9 protein-coding genes and 1 tRNA gene are annotated in these 17658 nt (G+C 72.1%); 7 read left to right on the forward strand and 3 right to left on the reverse strand.

Going from position 1 to position 17658, the window contains the following annotated elements; all coding sequences use genetic code 11:
• Window positions 1-108: 108 nt before the first annotated feature.
• Window positions 109-3264 (forward strand): UrvD/REP family ATP-dependent DNA helicase, encoded by a 3156-nt coding sequence (locus tag EDF47_RS07895; protein ID WP_166673203.1) that lies wholly within the window; start codon window positions 109-111, stop codon window positions 3262-3264.
• On the forward strand, window positions 3261-6500 hold the full coding sequence (locus tag EDF47_RS07900) for an ATP-dependent DNA helicase (protein ID WP_131878369.1): 3240 nt from the start codon (window positions 3261-3263) through the stop codon (window positions 6498-6500). Before EDF47_RS07895 ends, EDF47_RS07900 begins: the two co-directional genes overlap by 4 nt.
• A gap of 377 nt (window positions 6501-6877) precedes the next feature.
• On the opposite strand, the gene EDF47_RS07905 is transcribed toward EDF47_RS07900, so the two are convergent.
• Window positions 6878-7876 carry a phosphotransferase gene (locus EDF47_RS07905; protein ID WP_123938945.1) on the reverse strand — a complete coding sequence of 333 codons (999 nt, stop codon included), beginning with the start codon at window positions 7874-7876 and terminating at the stop codon, window positions 6878-6880.
• 129 nt (window positions 7877-8005) lie between these two features.
• Between EDF47_RS07905 and nudC the strand changes: the two genes are divergently transcribed.
• Both nudC and EDF47_RS07915 read left to right on the forward strand, forming a co-directional pair.
• The gene (nudC, locus tag EDF47_RS07910) at window positions 8006-8941 is read left to right on the forward strand and encodes an NAD(+) diphosphatase (protein WP_131878371.1); all 936 of its coding nucleotides are present in this window, start codon (window positions 8006-8008) and stop codon (window positions 8939-8941) included.
• On the forward strand, window positions 8938-10752 hold the full coding sequence (locus EDF47_RS07915; RefSeq protein WP_243834025.1) for an ATP-dependent helicase: 1815 nt from the start codon (window positions 8938-8940) through the stop codon (window positions 10750-10752). Before nudC ends, EDF47_RS07915 begins: the two co-directional genes overlap by 4 nt.
• On the opposite strand, the gene EDF47_RS07920 is transcribed toward EDF47_RS07915, so the two are convergent.
• The gene (locus EDF47_RS07920; RefSeq protein ID WP_131878373.1) at window positions 10643-11500 is read right to left on the reverse strand and encodes a hypothetical protein; all 858 of its coding nucleotides are present in this window, start codon (window positions 11498-11500) and stop codon (window positions 10643-10645) included. The genes EDF47_RS07915 and EDF47_RS07920 overlap by 110 nt on opposite strands.
• A 75-nt stretch (window positions 11501-11575) precedes the next feature.
• Entirely contained in the window at window positions 11576-13042 is a 1467-nt protein-coding gene (locus EDF47_RS07925; RefSeq protein ID WP_243649851.1) for a zinc-dependent metalloprotease, read from the reverse strand.
• 152 nt (window positions 13043-13194) lie between these two features.
• Here EDF47_RS07925 and EDF47_RS07930 point away from each other — a divergent pair, with 152 nt between their 5' ends.
• From EDF47_RS07930 to EDF47_RS07940, 3 genes are all read left to right on the forward strand, one after another.
• Window positions 13195-14304: a S16 family serine protease gene (locus EDF47_RS07930; protein WP_243649853.1), complete on the forward strand. Its 1110-nt coding sequence runs from the start codon at window positions 13195-13197 to the stop codon at window positions 14302-14304.
• Window positions 14305-14469: 165 nt separating this feature from the next.
• Window positions 14470-17439, forward strand: coding sequence for a UPF0182 family protein (locus EDF47_RS07935; protein ID WP_207913217.1), 2970 nt, complete (start codon window positions 14470-14472; stop codon window positions 17437-17439).
• A gap of 63 nt (window positions 17440-17502) precedes the next feature.
• A tRNA-Met gene (locus EDF47_RS07940) sits at window positions 17503-17579 on the forward strand.
• Window positions 17580-17658: the final 79 nt, after the last annotated feature.

Genomic DNA, 17658 nt, shown 5'->3' on the forward strand with positions numbered 1-17658 from the left:
GGTCGCGGAGGACATCGGACGTTCGCCGCGGGCGCACTCTGCGGCCCGGGTGCGCGCCGCGCCCGCGTCAGGCCGGGTGGTGTCGGCGGTCGTGGGTACCGTACGAGCGTGCCGCAGACCACGCTGACGCCAGCCCCCGCAGACGTCGGCGTCGCACGCGCCCTGGTCGACGACCCGTCCCAGACCGCCGTGCTCGCGCTGCCCGACGGCCGGCACGCGGCGGTCATCGGCGCTCCCGGCACGGGCAAGACGACCACGCTCGCCCGGCTCGTCGCCGACCGGTTGCGCCGACCGGACGCGATCAGCCCCGACGGGCACGCCACCGTGCTCGCGCTGACCTCGTCGCGGACCGCTGCCACCGCCCTGCGTGACCGCCTCGCCGCCGCCGTCGACCGCGTGGTGCCCGGAGCCCTCGCCCGGACCGTGAACTCGTTGGCCTTCCAGATCGTCGCGCACGCCGCCGCGGTCCAGGGGCAGGAAGCGCCCACGCTGCTGACCGGTGGCGAGCAGGACCGCATCATCGCCGACCTGCTCGCCGGTCACGAGCTCGACGGCACCGGTCCGGCCTGGCCCGAACCCATCACCGCGGTGGTGCGCGAGCGCGCCGGGTTCCGGACCGCGCTGCGCGACGTCATGATGCGTGCGGTCGCGGCGGGCGTCGAGCCCGAGGACATGCGCGAGCTCGGCGACGAGGGCGGTCGACCCGAGTGGCGGGCCGTCGGTGACTTCGTCGACGAGTACCGGGCCTCGGTCACCGCGTTCCGCGCGACCAGCCTCGACTCCGGCGAGCTCGTCGCGTTCGCCACCGCCGCCGTGCTGCGCGGGGAACTCCCGGCGAGCATCGCCGCCCTCGGACTCATCGTGGTCGACGACACCCAGGAATTCGTCGAGGGCGAGGTGGCACTGCTCGGTGCGCTCGCCCGGTCCGGCGTGCAGGTCGTCGCGTTCGGCGACCCGGACATCGCCGCCTCGGCGTTCCGCGGGGCCGAACCGGACGTGCTCGGGCGCCTGGCCGTGCGGCTCGGCGTGGACCGCGTCGACGAACTCTTCCTCGGCACCGTGCACCGGTACCCCGCGCCGATCCGGTCGTTGGTCTCCGGGATCACGGGGCGCATCGGCACGGCAGCGGCCGGTCGGCAGCGCGCGGCGGCGGCGAGTGACGAGGACGCCCGAGCCGACGCCGTCGTGCACCTCGAGGCGGCGAGCCGGTCGGCGCTGCTGGTGGCCGTCGCCCGACGGCTCCGGGAGCACCGCCTGCTCGACGGTGTGCCGTGGCACCGGATGGCCGTCGTCACCCGCAGCGGCGCCGCGATCCCCGAGCTCGTGCGTGCGCTCTCGGTGGCCGAGGTCCCTGCGACCGCCGGTGCCGCGCCCGTCCGCCCCCGTGACGACTCCGCGGCACGGGCGCTGCTCGACGCCGCGGCGGTCGCCCTCGGGGTCCTGCCCCTCGACGCCGCCCTGGCCACGGCGTTCGCCACCGGGCCGCTCGGCGGACTCGACACCCTGGCGATGCGCCGCCTGCGGCTCGCCCTGCGGCGCGAAGAGCTCGCCGGCGACGGCACCCGCACGGCCGACGAACTCCTGATCGACGCGCTCGGTGCCCCGGAGCGTCTGGCCACGGTCGACGCCGGCTTCGCCAGACGGGCGACCCGTCTCGCACGCAGTCTGGTGCAGGCACACGCCGACGCCGAGGGCGGATCGAGCATCGAGGAGATCCTCTGGGGCCTGTGGGAGCGCAGCGGCCTCGCGAAGTCGTGGGGTGGGCAGTCCGCAGCCGGCGGGGTCGGAGCCGGCGAAGCGGACCGGCACCTCGACGCCGTCGTCGGCCTGTTCACCGCCGCCAAGCGGTTCGTCGAACGCACCCCGGACGCCCCGGCCCGGGTGTTCGTCGACGACCTGCTCGGCGCCGACCTGCCCGAGGACTCCATCGGCCCCGACCGCACCGCCGGCCGGGTCCGGGTGCTCACCCCCTCGGCGACGATCGGACTCGAGTGCGACGTCGTCGTGGTGCTCGGACTGCAGGACGGCGTGTGGCCCAACACCCGGGTGCGCGGCAGTCTGCTCGACCCGGACGGCCTGGTCCGTGCGGCGTCGGGGGCCGAGCGTTCGCCGATCGACGACCGCGCCGCGGTGGTCGCCGACGAGCTCCGCCTGTTCGCCCGCGCCGTCTCCCGCGCGACCACGCAGGTCGTGATCGGCACCGTCGCCAACGACGACGAGTCCCCGTCGCCGTTCGTCCGCCTGGTGCCGGTGCCGCCGGACCGGCAGCCGACCGTGCACCCGCTGTCCCTGCGCGGACTGGCCGGGTCCCTGCGACGTCGGGTCGTCCTGTCCGGCGACCACGATGCCGCCTCGGCGCTCGCCCGACTGGCCGAGGCCGAGGTCCCCGGGGCCGCACCGGACGACTGGTACGGCCTCGCCGAGCCCACCACCGACGAGCCGCTGGTCGACCTCGACGCCGAGCCGGTGCCCGAGGTCGAGGGCGGCGAACCCGTCGCCCCGACCGTGTCCGTCTCGCCGTCGCGCATCGGCACGTTCGAGGATTGCCCGGTGCACTGGTTCGTGCAGACCTTCGGCGGCGGTGCGCCGAGTCCGGCGATGGGGATCGGCACGATCGTGCACGAGGCGATGGAGCACGCGACCGAGATCGACGTCGAGTCGCTGTGGGAACGGGTCGAGGCCCGGTGGGACGAACTGACCTTCGAGTCGCCGTGGGTGGCCGATCGGGAACGCGCGCGCACCCGCCGCATGATCGAGGGGCTCAGCGACTACCTGCGGACCTTCGCGGGCGCTGGCCGCCGGTTGCTCGGCGCCGAGACCTCGTTCGCCCTGGTCACCGGCCCCGCCCGGATGCGCGGCAGCATCGACCGCATCGAGGTCGACCCCGAGGGCCGTGTCAGCGTCGTGGACCTCAAGACCGGACGCTCGATGCCGAGCGAGAAGAACGACATGCCGGAGCACCCGCAGCTCGGTGCGTACCAGCTGGCGATCGAGGACGGCGCGGTCGAGGGCGTTCCAGCCGGCTCGGCCATGACGGACGCCCGACTCGTGTTCGTGCAGAACCCCCGCGGCGGGCAGGCCTACTCGGAGCGCACCCAGCACGCGTTCGACGCCGAGGCGCGCGACGCCTACCGGGAGCGCCTGCACGGGGTCGCGCGCGGCATGGCCGGACGGACCTTCCTGGCGAACGTGGACGACCACTGCGAGAAGGCCCGGACCGGCGTCGAGTGCCGCATCCACGTGGTCTCGGAGGTGACCTGGTGACCGACACGACCGACACGACTGACGTCCTCGTTGCGCCTGTGGTCCGGCACGACGCCGACGCCATCGCCGACGCCCTCGGCCGCCCGCGCCCGACCGCACAGCAGCGCGCCGTCATCGAGTCCCCGCTCACCCCCGCCCTGGTCGTCGCCGGAGCCGGCAGCGGCAAGACCGAGACGATGGCGTCGCGGGTGGTCTGGCTGCTCGCGAACGGCATGGTCCGCCCCGACGAGGTCCTCGGCCTGACCTTCACCCGCAAGGCCGCCGGCGAGCTCTCGGTGCGCATCAACGACCGCATCCGTGCACTCGAGGACGTCGGTCTGATCACCCCGGGCGACGCCTTCGAAGCGCCCACCGTGTCGACCTACAACGCGTTCGCGAACGCCGTCTTCCGCGAGAACGCCCTGCTCGTCGGCCGCGACGGGGAGTCCCAGGTCCTGACCGAACCGTCCGCCTGGCAGCTGGCCCGCCGCGTCGTGGTGGCCGCGCGTGACGACCGACTGGCCGGACTCGACCGCGACGTCGACACGCTCACGGCGGCCGTCGTGGCGCTCGCCGGGGCCACGTCCGAGCACCTCGTCGAACCCGAGGACCTCCGCCGGTTCGCCGTCGAGTTCTCCGACCTGCTCGAACTGCCCGGCAACCGTGGCAAGCCGTACAAGGCGATCACCGACGCCGTCGCTGCGATCGGTGCGCTGGAGCCCCTGGCCGACCTGGTCGCGGAGTTCCGGCGGCAGAAGGTCGACCGCGGCTTCGTCGAGTTCTCCGACCAGATCGCCCTGGCGCTCGCCGCGGCCGAGTCCGCGCCGCGGGTGGTCACGGACCTGCGGCAGCGGTTCGGCGTCGTGCTGCTCGACGAGTACCAGGACACCTCGGTGGTGCAGACCCGGTTCCTCGCCCGGCTGTTCCGCGGGCACTCGGTGATGGCCGTGGGCGACCCGCACCAGTCGATCTACGGGTTCCGCGGTGCGAGCGCCGCGAACCTCGCACGCTTCCCGCACGACTTCGGCGGCACCGAGCCGGATGCGGTCCGGCCCGTGACGTTCGTGCTGTCGACGAGCTGGCGGAACCCGGTCGACGTCCTCGCGGGGGCGAACGCGATCGTGGCGCCGCTGTCCGAGGCATCCGAGGTCGACGTCGAGCGCCTGTCACCGCGACCCGGTGCGGACGCCGGGTCGGTCCGAGCGGTGTTCCCGGAGACCCTGCCGGAAGAGGCCGACGAGGTCGCCGCGTGGTTCCAGGGCCACCGGAAGCGGAACCCGACCGGGTCGATGGCCCTGCTGCTCCGTGCCCGCAAGGACCTGGCGTCGTTCACCGCGGCGCTCGGGGCGCGTGCTGTGCCCTTCCACGTGCTCGGCACCGGCGGCCTGCTGCAGCGCCCCGAGATCGTGGACCTGGTCGCGTGCCTCCGGGTGCTGCACGACCCGGCTGCCGGCAACGACCTCATCCGGTTGCTCGCGGGTGCCCGGTGGCGGGTGGGCGCGGCGGACGTCGTCGCCCTCCACCACCTCGCGCGGTGGCTGTTCCAGCGCGACCACACCCAGCAGCGGCTCGACGACGAACTGACGGCGGCGTTCCGCGCCTCGGTGGCCGCGGGGGAGCACGGTTCGATCGTCGACGCCCTGGACTTCGTGGCGACCGCACCGGACGAGCACGGCGCGCTCGAGGGCATCACGCCCGCCGGCCGGAGCCGGATGCGGGCGCTCGGCACGCAGCTCGCGATGCTGCGGTCGCGGGCCGGCAGCGACCTGGTCGACTTCGTGACGCTCGTGGTGCAGGAGATGCGGCTCGACATCGAGGTCGCGGCGCACGAGCAGGGCAGCGGGGCGTACCTCGACGCCTTCATCGACGAGCTCGCCGGGTTCGTGTCCACCGACGACCGTGCCGACCTCGGGTCGTTCCTGGGGTGGATCGACGCAGCCGCCCGTCGTGACGACATGGGCCCGCGCTCCGAGGAACCCGAAGCCGGCACGGTCCAGATCCTGACGATCCACGGGTCGAAGGGCCTCGAGTGGGACGCCGTCGCGGTGCCGCGCATGGTCGAGGGCGGCCTGCCCGCGCGGCCGCAGGAGGGCTCGTCCGGGTGGCTCGGCTTCGGCCGTCTGCCGTACGAGTTCCGGGGGGACGGCGCCGAGCTGCCGAGCCTGGCGTGGCGCGGGCAGGAGACTCAGAAGGACGTCACGACCGCGATCGACGCCTTCAAGGAGCAGGTGAAGGCCCGCAACGAGGACGAGGAACGCCGACTCACGTACGTCGCGCTGACCCGTGCCCGCCACGACCTGCTCGTGTCCGGTTCGTTCTGGGCCGGCGGCGTGCGCCCCACCGAGCCGAGCCGGTACCTGCACGACCTGGTCGAGGCCGGGGTCGTCGACGGCACCGCGATCCCGGAGACCACCGTGCACGACGAGAACCCCCTCGGCGAGGACGGCGCCCAGCAGCTCTGGCCGCACGTGCCGTTCGGGCAGCGGGCGCCCCGGGTGCTGGCGGCGGCCGAGCGGGTCCGGAACGCCAACCCCGGTGCCTCCGGCCGGTACGCGGCCGACATCGACCTGCTGCTCGCCGAACGACGCGCGACCCGGAACGCGAAGCACGCGGTCGTGGTCCCGCACCGCGTGCCGGCCTCCGGCTTCAAGGACTACCTCACCGAGCCGGACAAGGTGGCCGAACGCCTGCGGCGGCCGATGCCGGAGCGTCCGTACCGAGCGACCCGGCTCGGCACGCTCTTCCACCAGTGGGTGGAGCAGCGTGCCCGGACGGGCGGGTCGCTCGAGACGCTCGACGTGTGGGGCGACGAGCTCGACCTCGACGCCGACGACCTGGTCGACGCCTCGCCGGACGCTGTGGTCACGGACGACGACGCCCGACGGCTGGCGGACTTCCAGGCCACCTTCGCCCGCTCACGGTGGGCCGGCCGCACGCCGGTCGAGGTCGAGCGGGAGATCCACATCCCGTTCCTCGGGCACAGCGTCGTCTGCAAGCTCGACGCCGTCTACGAGATCGACGGGCGTGCCGAGGTCGTCGACTGGAAGACGGGCAAGGCACCGTCCGGTGCCGACGACCTGGCCCGACGGACGCTGCAGCTCGCCCTGTACCGGGTGGCGTACGCCGAGTTCACCGGTCGACCGCTCGACCAGGTCGACGCCGTGTTCTACTTCGTCGCGGACGACCTCGAGGTCCGTCCGACCGAGCTGCTGGACCGTGCTGGACTCGAGCGCGCCTGGACGGCCGCGATCGGCTGACGGACGAGGGGTCGCGACACCCCGCGGCGTGCACGGCGCACCGGTCACAGGCCGTCAGTGCGCGGCTCGACGGCCGACGGCTCGCGGCCGGTCGGTGCTCGGAGGGCGGGGAGTCGTGACGGCTCGGGGCCGGACGCGGGCGGGGAGCGCGCCGCGCCCCAGCCGGCCACCCGGGAGGCCCGGTGCCGGTCTCGCGGACCGGCACCGGGCCTCCAGGCAGTCGCGCCCACCGCCCAGCGCGACCGCCACTGGTCACGACAGCCCGTCGGCGGCTGCGGACCGGTCGTGGACGGTCGCTCGAACGCGGGGCGGACGACGTTGCGTGACCGCTCGGCAGAGGTCAGCGCGGCGCACGAGCCGGAACGTCGGAGCGGAGATCAGCCGTGTCGGCGTTCGGTCGACGACAGCAACTGCTCGACCTCGCCGATCTCCATCGTCTCGGGGGACACCGACTGCAGCGGCTCCGCGCTCGGCGCGTGCACCGCGTCGACCAGCCGGTGCATCATCGCGACCGCGTCGTCGACGACCTCGGTGCTCTTCGCCTGGACGCCGTGCAGCAGCCAGTGCGCCGTCTCGAGTTCGTGGTGCACCCGGGCGCGCTGTGCGAGCTGACGGTCGCGTCCGCCGCCGTTCGCCTCGTAGGCGCTCAGGACGGTGTCGAAGGCGTCGCGTCGGCCGGCGAGCACCCAGGCGAGGTCCTTCGCCGGGTCTCCGAGTCGGAGCTCGCCCCAGTCGAGGATCCCGCTGACGGAGTCGCCGTCGACGAGCAGCACGCCGGTGCCGATCGATCCGTGCACGACGGTGGGGGTGAACTGCCACAGCTGCTGGTCGCGCGCGGCACCCTCCCACCGTTCGACCAGGGCGGCGGGCACGAGCTTGGTGGCGACGGCGCGGTCCATCACGGACACGGCGGAGCGCAGCACCTCGAACGGGGTGAGCGACGGCAGGCCGGCGTCCGAGACGAAGCTCGTCGGCAGCTGGTGGATCGCGGCGAGGGCGCGGCCGACGCTCGTGGCGAGCTCGGGGCGCTCGGCGAACGACGCGAGCGTCGGGTGCGCGCCCGGCAGCCGGGTGGTGACGATGGCGCGGGTCGATCCGATCGGCGCCTGACCGCGGTACTCGGCCACACCGAACGGGAGGCGCGTGCGGATCCCGGCGCTCAGCGCACGGATCGCGACGAGGTCGGCCGACTGCCGGGCTTCCGCCCGCTGGTTCCGGGGACGTCGGATGACCGTCAGGGCGCCGTCGGCGTCGCGGAGGAGAGCCGACTCGTAGTCGCCGGCCGCGGCCGAGCCGAGCGTGCGCGTGCCCGTGACGACGAGACCGGGCACGGCCGTCGTCGCCAACGCGGCTAGAGTGAACTGGGATCCCGCCATGCCCCTCAGGGTAGGTGCGTGACGCCTGCACCGGTGCACGCCACGCTGTTCCCGAAGCCTTCCCAGTACGCCTTGCCGCACGCCCCGCCCGCAGGCCTCGCCTGCACCTGAACCGAGGAGCCCTCTGCCGTGACCGTCGAGTTCGCCTCCCGGCTCCCGCTGTCCCGCAACGAACTCGACCGCGACGCCGAGTTCCGCACGACGCCGGACCTCGACCGGGTCCTGCGCGAGGACTCCGCGACCCGGTACCTGCCGGTGCACGGCTCGGAGATGCTCCGGAACGCCGACGGCACCCTGCGGTTCGTGACCGCGGCCGACGTGCCGGACGGCACCGTGACGCTGTACCTCGGCCGCGCCGTGTCCGACGGTGCAGACGCCCCCGCCGGCACCCGCTTCGTCGCGGCCCTCGTCGACGACGCCACCGCGTCGGCCATCGAACCGTCCGACGACGCGTGGGAGAGCCTGCGCATGTTCGGCACCGAGCTGTCCCCGCGCGACCAGGGCCTGGCGGTCGAGGCCGTGGCGATGGCGAACTGGCACGCCGTCCACGGCTTCTCGCCCCGCACCGGGTCCGCGACCGACGTCGTCACCGGCGGGTGGGTGCGCCGCGACCCTGAAGGACACGAGCACTTCCCGCGTACCGACGCCGCGATCATCGTCGGTGTCGTCGACGCCGACGACCGCATCCTGCTCGGCTCGAACGCCGCGTGGGACGCCAACCGCTACTCGCTGCTCGCCGGGTTCGTCGAACCGGGGGAGTCGCTCGAGGACGCCGTCCGCCGCGAGGTCTTCGAGGAGTCCGGCGTGCACGTCGAGGAGCCCGAGTACCTCGGCTCGCAGCCGTGGCCGTTCCCCGCGTCGCTGATGGTCGGCTTCCGTGCCCGCGCAGTGGACGGCGACCCGTCCACTGCCCGGCCCGACGGCGTCGAGATCCTCGACGTGCGCTGGTTCTCGCGCGAGGACATCCGGGAGCGCGCGGGGGACACCCTGCTGCTGCCCGGTCGGACCTCGATCGCCCGCGCCATCATCGAGGAGTGGTACGGCGGGCCGCTGGACCTGCCGTGAGCAGTGCTGGTGGTGGGCCGGTGCCGGCTGGCGCTGGTCCGGGCGGTTCGGCCGGTTCGGCCGGTTCTGCCGGTTCGGCCGGTTCGGCCGAGGTCCGTCCGCCGTCGCCCGATGAACTCCTCGCCGCCCTCGACACCGAGCAGCGCACCGTCGCCCGGACCCTGCTGGGCCCCGTCGCGGTCCTGGCGGGCGCCGGCACCGGTAAGACCCGTGCGATCACCCACCGCATCGCCTACGGCGTCGCGACCGGCACCTACGCACCGAACCACGTCCTCGCGCTGACGTTCACCACCCGCGCCGCCGGGGAGCTGCGGTCGCGGCTGCGCTCGCTCGGCGCCGGCACGGTGCAGGCGCGGACCTTCCACGCCGCGGCGATGGCGCAGCTCAGCTACTTCTGGCCGGACACCGTCGGCGGGCACGCGCCGAAGATCGTCGAGTCCAAGGGCCGGATGATCGCGCACGCCGCGGACACCGTCGGGATGTCGGTCGACACCCCGGTGCTGCGCGACCTGGCCGCCGAGGTCGAGTGGCGCAAGGTGCAGATGCTCTCGCTCGAGGAGTACGAGGCCGCCGCCGCCGAACGGGTGATGCCGCGCGACACCTCGCCCCGCCGGGTGATCGACCTGATGAAGGCCTACGAGCGCCTGAAGGACGACCGCCGACAGCTCGACTTCGAGGACGTCCTGCTCGCCACGCTCGGCATGGTCGAGTCGGAGCCGCGGGTGGCGTCCTACGTGCGGCAGCAGTACCGGTTCTTCGTGGTCGACGAGTACCAGGACGTCTCGCCCGTGCAGCACGACCTGCTGCGGGCCTGGCTCGGTGGCCGCGACGACCTGTGCGTCGTCGGCGACGCCAGCCAGACGATCTACTCGTTCGCCGGTGCGTCGAGCGACTACCTGCTCGGCTTCGGCTCGGAGTTCCCCCGCGGATCGGTCGTGCGACTCGAGCGGAACTACCGCTCCACCCGCGAGGTCGTGCACGCCGCCAACGCCCTGATGCGCGGGCAACCGGGTGCGCTCGACCTGGTCGCGCAGACGCAGGAGCCCGGTCCGGACCCGGTCGTCGTGCCGTGCGTGCACGACGGCGACGAGGCCCAGACCATCGCCCGGCGCATCGCGGAACTCGTCGCCGGCGGAGCGTCGTACGGCGACTGCGCGGTGCTGTTCCGCGTCGGCGCCCAGTCCGCGGCCCTCGAGTCCGCGCTCGGCCGCAACGGCATCCCCTACCGGGTGCAGGGCGGCACGCGCTTCTTCAACCGGCCCGAGGTCAAGCTCGCGGTGCACCACATGCGCGGCGAGGCGATCCGGCAGACCGACGACGAACTGACCCGCCGTGTCCGCCTCGTGCTGCAGGTCAGCGGGTGGACGTCGACCGCCCCCGAGGGCACCGGCGCCGTCCGCGAGCAGTGGGAAGCCCTGCAGGCGATCATGGGCCTGGCCGAGGACGCCCCTGCCGGCACGACCATGCAGCAGTTCACCCAGGACCTGGTGGACCGTGCCGCGACCCACCACGAGCCCGAGGTCGACGCCGTGACCCTGGCGACCCTGCACTCGTCCAAGGGGCTCGAGTGGCCGAACGTGGTCATCGCCGGTGCCGCCGAGGGACTCCTGCCGATCTCACACGCCACCACCGACACCGAGGTGGACGAGGAACGTCGCCTGTTCTACGTCGGCCTGACCCGCGCCCGGCGGACCGTGACGATCACGTGGTCGAGACAGGGTTCCACGCGTGGGGGAGCCCGCGCTCCGAGTCGGTTCCTGGCAGCGCTCGGCACGCGCACCGCGGATGGAGCGGCACCGACCACCGGCTGACGGCCAGGTCGTCGCGGTCGAACACCACCTGGTCCGGGTCGGCGCGTTGCGACCGGAGCGGCAGGCGCCGCACGAGCAGCCGGGTGGTGGCCGCGGCCACCGCGGCGGACCGCCACGGTGACAGCGGCGACGGTGGTCGTCCCCACAGCTGCGACGCGATCGCCGGCCACGCCGGGTCGTCGTCCACGCGTGCGAACTCGGCGCACTGGAGGCACGGGCCGGCCCCCGGGACCACGAACGGCCCGAGGCGGATGCGGCCGTCGCCCACCACGACCGCCAGGTGCGGCACGCCCCTGCGGGTCCAGGCGGCGCGGAGCGCCGGGTCGACGACGTGGTCGGCGACCACCACGGCGAGCCGGGGTTCGTGCTCCGGCAGGTCGACGGGGCCGCCCGGCGGGGACGAGGTCCGGGCGACGGTCACGCCCTCGCCGGACAGGTGTGCCGCGATCGTGTCCGCCAACCCGCCGGCGCCGTGCACCTCGACCCGTTCGAGCGGTTCGGGCAGGACGTCGATCACGGCGGGGGATGCCGCACCGAGCACGCGCGCGGCGACGTCCGGTGGGCAGCCCGAGGTGACGGCGAGGCCGCTCAGCGCTTCGCGCCCCGTCTCACGCCGCAGTGCACTGAGGAACCGTTCCTCGCCCGTGGTCGGGACGTCGACGACGGCACGAGGCGGATCGACCCCGAGCTGCACCGTCGTCGGGTCGCGCCAGACGAACTCGAGTGTCGGATCGATGCGGATGCCCATGACCCCACGGTGCCCGAGTCGGGGGCACGCGTGGGGCCGGGTGGTGGATCTGTGGAGAACTCGGCGGTGCCGGACTCAGCGGGGCTGGTCGCCGGGGTGGTCCTCGTCGGTGCCTGTCTCGTCGGTGCCCGTTCCGTCGGTGGCCGTCTTGCCGGTGCCCGTTCCGTCGGTGCCCGGGGCGCCGTCGTCGATCCGGCCGGACTCGTCCTCGTGCGGACGGGCGCCGGTGGCGTCGTTGAGCAGGTCCTCGAGCGCCTTGTCGAACGCGTCGTCCTCCTCGGTCTGCGCGGGGTTCCGCAGACGGGCGACCAGAGCGTCCGGTGCGTCGACGTCGTCGGACGTGGGGACCAGGTCGAAGTGCGACCAGAGTGCGTCACGCTGCTCGGCACCGAGCTCGTCCGTCACCCGCTGCCACATCGCGGCGGCCTCGCGCAGACGGCGGGGTCGCAGTTCGAGGCCGACGAGCGTCGCGAACGCGGACTCGGCGGGTCCTCCGGCTGCACGGCGACGACGGACCATCTCGGCGATGGCACCGCTCTTCGGCAGCCGGACGGTGGCGGCGGCGGTCACCGTGTCGACCCAGCCCTCGACGAGCGCGAGCATGGTCTCGAGTCGTGCCAGCGCAGCATCCTGCTCGGGCGTGCGCGGCGGGATGAGCGCACCGGAGGCGAGCGCGTCCCGCAGCTGCTCCTGGTTGGTCGGGTCGATGTCCGCGGCGAGCTCCTCGACGCGGTCGAAGGGGATGTGGATGCCCCGTGCGTAGTCCGTGATCGACGAGATGATGTGCAGTCGCAGCCACCGCGCCGAGCGGAAGAGCCGTGCGTGGGCGAGTTCGCGGACCGCCAGGTAGATGCGGACCTCGTCCTCGGAGACGTCGAGGCCCTCGGCGAACTCGGCCACGTTCTGCGGCAGGAGTGCGGCCACCTGCTCGTCCAGCAGCGGGACACCCACGTCGCCGCCGGACACGACCTCCTTCGACAGCTGGCCGACGACCTGGCCGAGCTGGATGGCGAAGAGGGCACCGCCGACGCCGCGCATCGCCTTCGAGACGTCACCGAGCATCGCCTTGAGTTCTTCGGGAGCACGCTGGTCGATGGCCTCGGTCAGCGCATCGGCGATGCTGAACGCGACGGGCTCGGCGATCTGGGTCCACACCGGAACCGTCGCCTTCGCCCACTGCTCCCGCGTGTACAGGCTCGGGGTCGCGGTGAGCTCGGCCACGGTCGTGACCTCGTCCAACCAGAGGGCGGCGACCTGGAACGCCTGGTCGGCCGCCTGCGAGGCCACCGGGTCGACGGCGTGGCCGCCCTCGCGGGCGATCGCGGTGGCGCGCTCGGCGGTCGCGGAGAAGTCGATGCCGTCGCCGCCGGACTGCGCGGCACGCTGCAGCTGGCTCATCAGGTTCGCGACGAAGGCCGGGTCGTTCGGCAGGCCGGCTGCACCGGCGAGCTGCGACGGGTCGATCTGGCCCTCGCCCGAGAGCAGCTTGCGCAGCATCTCCTGGAAGTCGTCGTCCGGCCCCGGCTGTGGTTCATCAGGCATGCCGACTACGCTAATCGCTGCTCACGGGGCCGCACCTGGGATGCCCCCGTGGGAACGCCCGAACCGCTGCGCCGAGGGCGAACAGTCCCGCCGCACGGCGCGGACGACCGCCCCGCCGTCAGGCCCGGCGACCGCCCCTGGAAGGACCCCGCGTGACCCTCTTCACCCCCGCGCCCCGTCGTCGTTCGCGTGCCAGGACCGTCGGGTGGGCGTTCGTGATCGGTGCCGTCGTGCTGGGGATCCTGGCGAGCGTGCTGCCGAGCCCGTACCTGATCGAGGTCCCCGGACCGGTCTACAACACCATCGGGACCCAGAAGCAGGGGACGGGCAAGGACGCGAAGGACGTCAAGCTGATCCAGGTCTCCGGGCACGAGACCTACCCCACCGCCGGTGCGCTCGACATGCTGACGGTCGGCATCCAGGGCGACGCGACGAACCGTCCGTCGTGGACCAGCGTCGTCCGGGCGATCTTCACGAAGTCCGAGGCCGTGATCCCGGTCGAGGCGATCTACCCGACCGGCACCACGACCGAGCAGGTGAACCAGCAGGACTCCGCCGACATGCAGGCGTCGCAGCAGTCCGCGGTGGCCGCAGCACTGATCCAGCAGGGGAACGACCTGCCGACCGAACTCGAGGTCGGAACCGTGCAGCCCGGCTCGGCTGCCGACGGTCCGATCGAGAAGGGCGACGTCATCACGGCCTTCGACGGCACCCCGCTCACGACGAACGCCGACGCCACCTCGCTGCGCGAGCTCGTCGCGAAGCACGGCACGTCGACCCCGGCCACCGTCACCATCGAGCGCGACGGTGCGACGAAGGACGTCCGGGTGACCCCGCGCGACGAGCAGGGCACCGCGCTCCTGGGCGTCGGCGTCACGGAGAAGTACGACTTCCCGTTCGACGTCTCGATCAAGCTGCAGGACGTCGGTGGACCCTCGGCCGGCATGATGTTCGCGCTCGGGATCATCGACGAGATCACACCAGGCAAGCTCAACGGCGGCAAGCACGTCGCGGGGACGGGCACGATCACCGCCGACGGCGAGGTCGGAGCCATCGGCGGCATCCGGCAGAAGCTCTACGGCGCGCGGGAAGCGGGGGCGACGGTGTTCCTCGCCCCGGCCGACAACTGCGGCGAGGTCGTCGGGCACGTGCCGGACGGGCTCGACGTCTACAAGGTGTCGACGCTCGACCAGGCCGTCACCGACCTGCAGACCATCGCCGACGGGAAGAGCACCGCGAAGCTCGCCCGCTGCGGTTCCTGACCGAGTTCCTGAGTCCTCGCACAGTTTCACAGTCCGCCCGGTCCAATAGGATCAGTGCACTGACGGCCCGCCGCGAGCCGGGCCCGCCGGTCCGACACGTCTGGAGCACATCAAGTGACGACAACCTCGTCCACCTCGGGGCGGCGTTCGCCGCGGGTCCCGATCGTGGTCACGATCATCGTGCTGGCCGCACTGGTGATCGGCTTCTTCATCTTCGCCAGCCTGTACACCGACTACGCGTGGTTCGCGCAGCTCGGGTTCCAGCAGGTCCTCACGACGCGGTGGATCGCAGGGACCCTGATGTTCCTCGCGGGCTTCCTGGGAATGGCGATCCCGGTCTTCCTGAGCATCGGACTGGCCTTCCGGTACCGCCCGGTCTACGCGAAGCTCAACTCGCAGCTGGACCGGTACCAGCAGGTCATCGAACCGCTGCGCCGCGCCGTCATGATCGGCATCCCGGTGGTGCTCGGCATCTTCGCCGGGCTGTCGACCTCGGGGCGCTGGAGCATGGTGCTCGAGTACTTCAACCGGACCCCGTTCGGCAAGACGGACCCGCAGTTCGGCCTGGACATCGGCTTCTACGTCTTCGAGCTGCCGTTCTGGCGCTCGATCGTGGCGTACTCGTCGGCCGTGGTGCTGATCGCGGGGCTCGCCGCCCTCGCCGCCTGCTACCTGTACGGCGCGTTGCGCTTCGGGGGACGTGAAGTCCGGATCTCCCGTGCCGCGCGCATCCAGCTCGCCGTCACCGCTGCGCTCTACATCGCGCTGCAGGCCGTCAGCCTGTGGCTCGACCAGTACGCGGCGCTCACCAAGTCGAACTCGCTCATCACCGGTGCGCAGTACACCGAGGTCAACGCGGTCATCCCGGGTCGCGAGATCATGGCGGGCATCGCGGCGATCGTCGCGATCCTGTTCATCGTCACCGCGGTGATCGGCCGCTGGCGCATCTCGATCGTCGGCACCGGCCTGCTGCTCGTCGCCGCGATCGTCATCGGGGGCATCTACCCCTGGATCGTCCAGCGCCTGCAGGTCAAGCCCTCGGAGCGTACCTACGAGTCCGCGTACATCGAGCGGAACATCAAGGCCACGCGTGACGCCTACGGTGTCTCCGACGTCAAGGAACAGAACTACGACGCCACGACCGAGGCCAGCTCCGGCGCCCTCGCGCAGGACGCCCAGACGACGGCGAACATCCGCCTCATCGACCCGAAGATCGTCTCCGACACCTTCAGCCAGCTGCAGCAGTACCGGCAGTACTACCAGTTCCCGGACGAGCTCGACGTCGACCGGTACGACGTCAAGGGCGAGACCGAGGACACCGTCATCGCGGTGCGCGACATCGACCTCGACGGTCTGAGCTCGGCCGCGAACACCCAGTACAACCGGGCGTTCGTGTACACCCACGGCTACGGCGTCACCGCGGCCTTCGGCAACCAGCGCGCGAGCGACGGCAAGCCGGTGTTCCTCGAGTCGGGCATCCCCTCGAACGGTGCGCTGGGTGACTTCCAGCAGCGCGTGTACTTCGGCGAGACCTCGCCGGCGTACTCGATCGTCGGGGCGCCGAAGGGCTCGAAGGACGTCGAGCTCGACTACCCGTCCGGATCCGACGACGACAACGGCGGCAACGCCACCACGACGTACTCCGGCGACGGCGGACCGAGTGTGGGCAACTTCTTCAACCGACTCGTCTACGCGGCGAAGTTCCAGTCGGAGCAGGTCCTGCTGTCGGACGCGGTCAACAAGGACTCGCAGATCCTCTACGACCGCGACCCGATCACGCGTGTCCAGAAGGTCGCGCCGTACCTGACGGTCGACAGCGACGCCTACCCGGCGATCGTCGACCACCGCATCCAGTGGGTCGTCGACGGCTACACGACGAGCGACGCCTACCCGTACTCGCAGAGCCAGAGCCTGTCGGACAGCATCGCCGGTTCGGAGTCCTCGGCGTACCGCACCGACCAGGTCAACTACATCCGCAACTCGGTGAAGGCCACGGTCGACGCCTACACGGGCAAGGTGACCCTCTACGCGTGGGACACCAAGGACCCGGTGCTGAAGACGTGGGAGAAGATCTTCCCGACGTCGGTCAAGTCGGTGTCGAGCATGAGCGCCGAGCTGCTGGACCACGTCCGCTACCCGACGGACCTGTTCAAGGTGCAGCGGTCGATCCTCGGCACCTACCACGTGACGAACGCGAACTCGTTCTACTCGGGTGACGACGCGTGGAACACACCACAGGAGCCCACCACCACGGGGTCGACCGACACGGATGCGAGCGCCGCCGACACGTCGACGACCACCAACGCCCTGGGCGCGCAGACGACGACGACCGCGAGCAAGGCGAACCTGCAGGATCCGTACTACCTGACGATGAAGGTGCCGGGGCAGGAGACCGCGTACAACCTGTACACGACCTACATCCCCCAGCAGTCCGCCGGTGCGAACAACCGCAACGTGCTGACCGGCTACCTGGCCGCCGACTCCGACGCGGGAGGTGCGGGCAAGGGCAAGAAGGCGTCGGGCTACGGCAAGCTCACGTTGTTGACGATGCCGAAGACCGACAACATCCCGGGCCCGGCGCAGGTGCAGAACCTGTTCAACTCGGACACCACGGTGTCGCAGGAGCTGAACATCCTGAAGCGCGGCAACTCGACGGTGAAGCAGGGCAACCTGCTCACCCTTCCGGTCGGCGGCGGCTTCCTGTACGTGCAGCCCGTGTACGTGCAGTCGACGTCGAGCGGTTCGTACCCGCTGCTGCAGAAGGTGCTCGTCGCGTTCGGCGACAAGATCGCGTTCGAGGACACCCTCGACGAGGCACTCAACTCGCTGTTCGGCGGTGACTCGGGTGCTGCTGCCGGAGACTCCGATGCCAGTGGTTCGGGGAGCGACTCCGGTTCGTCTGGGTCGGGCTCGTCCGACTCCGGTTCCGACTCGGGCTCCGGGTCGACCGACGGCTCGACCGGTTCGGGCACCACGGACAACGACGCACTGCAGCAGGCGCTGTCCGACGCGAACGACGCCCTGCAGGACCGTCAGCAGGCCTACGCCGACAACGACCTGGTCGCTGCAGCCGAGGCCGACAAGCGCCTGCAAGAGGCGATCGAGGCCGCGACCGCAGCCGAAGACGGCAGCTGACACGCCGTGGCGGGGCACACGATTTGTGCCCCGCCACGACCGTGTGTAGGCTATTCAATGTGCCGCGGGGTGGAGCAGTTCGGTAGCTCGCTGGGCTCATAACCCAGAGGTCGTAGGTTCAAATCCTGCCCCCGCAACCAAGCGTCACACGAAAGCCCCGGTCCGGAAGGACCGGGGCTTTCCTCGTTCCCGGGATCCTCCACGCCGGAACGCTCCGCA

Origin of the sequence: Curtobacterium sp. PhB190 (genome assembly GCF_004365385.1) — a bacterium.
GTDB lineage: Bacteria > Actinomycetota > Actinomycetes > Actinomycetales > Microbacteriaceae > Curtobacterium.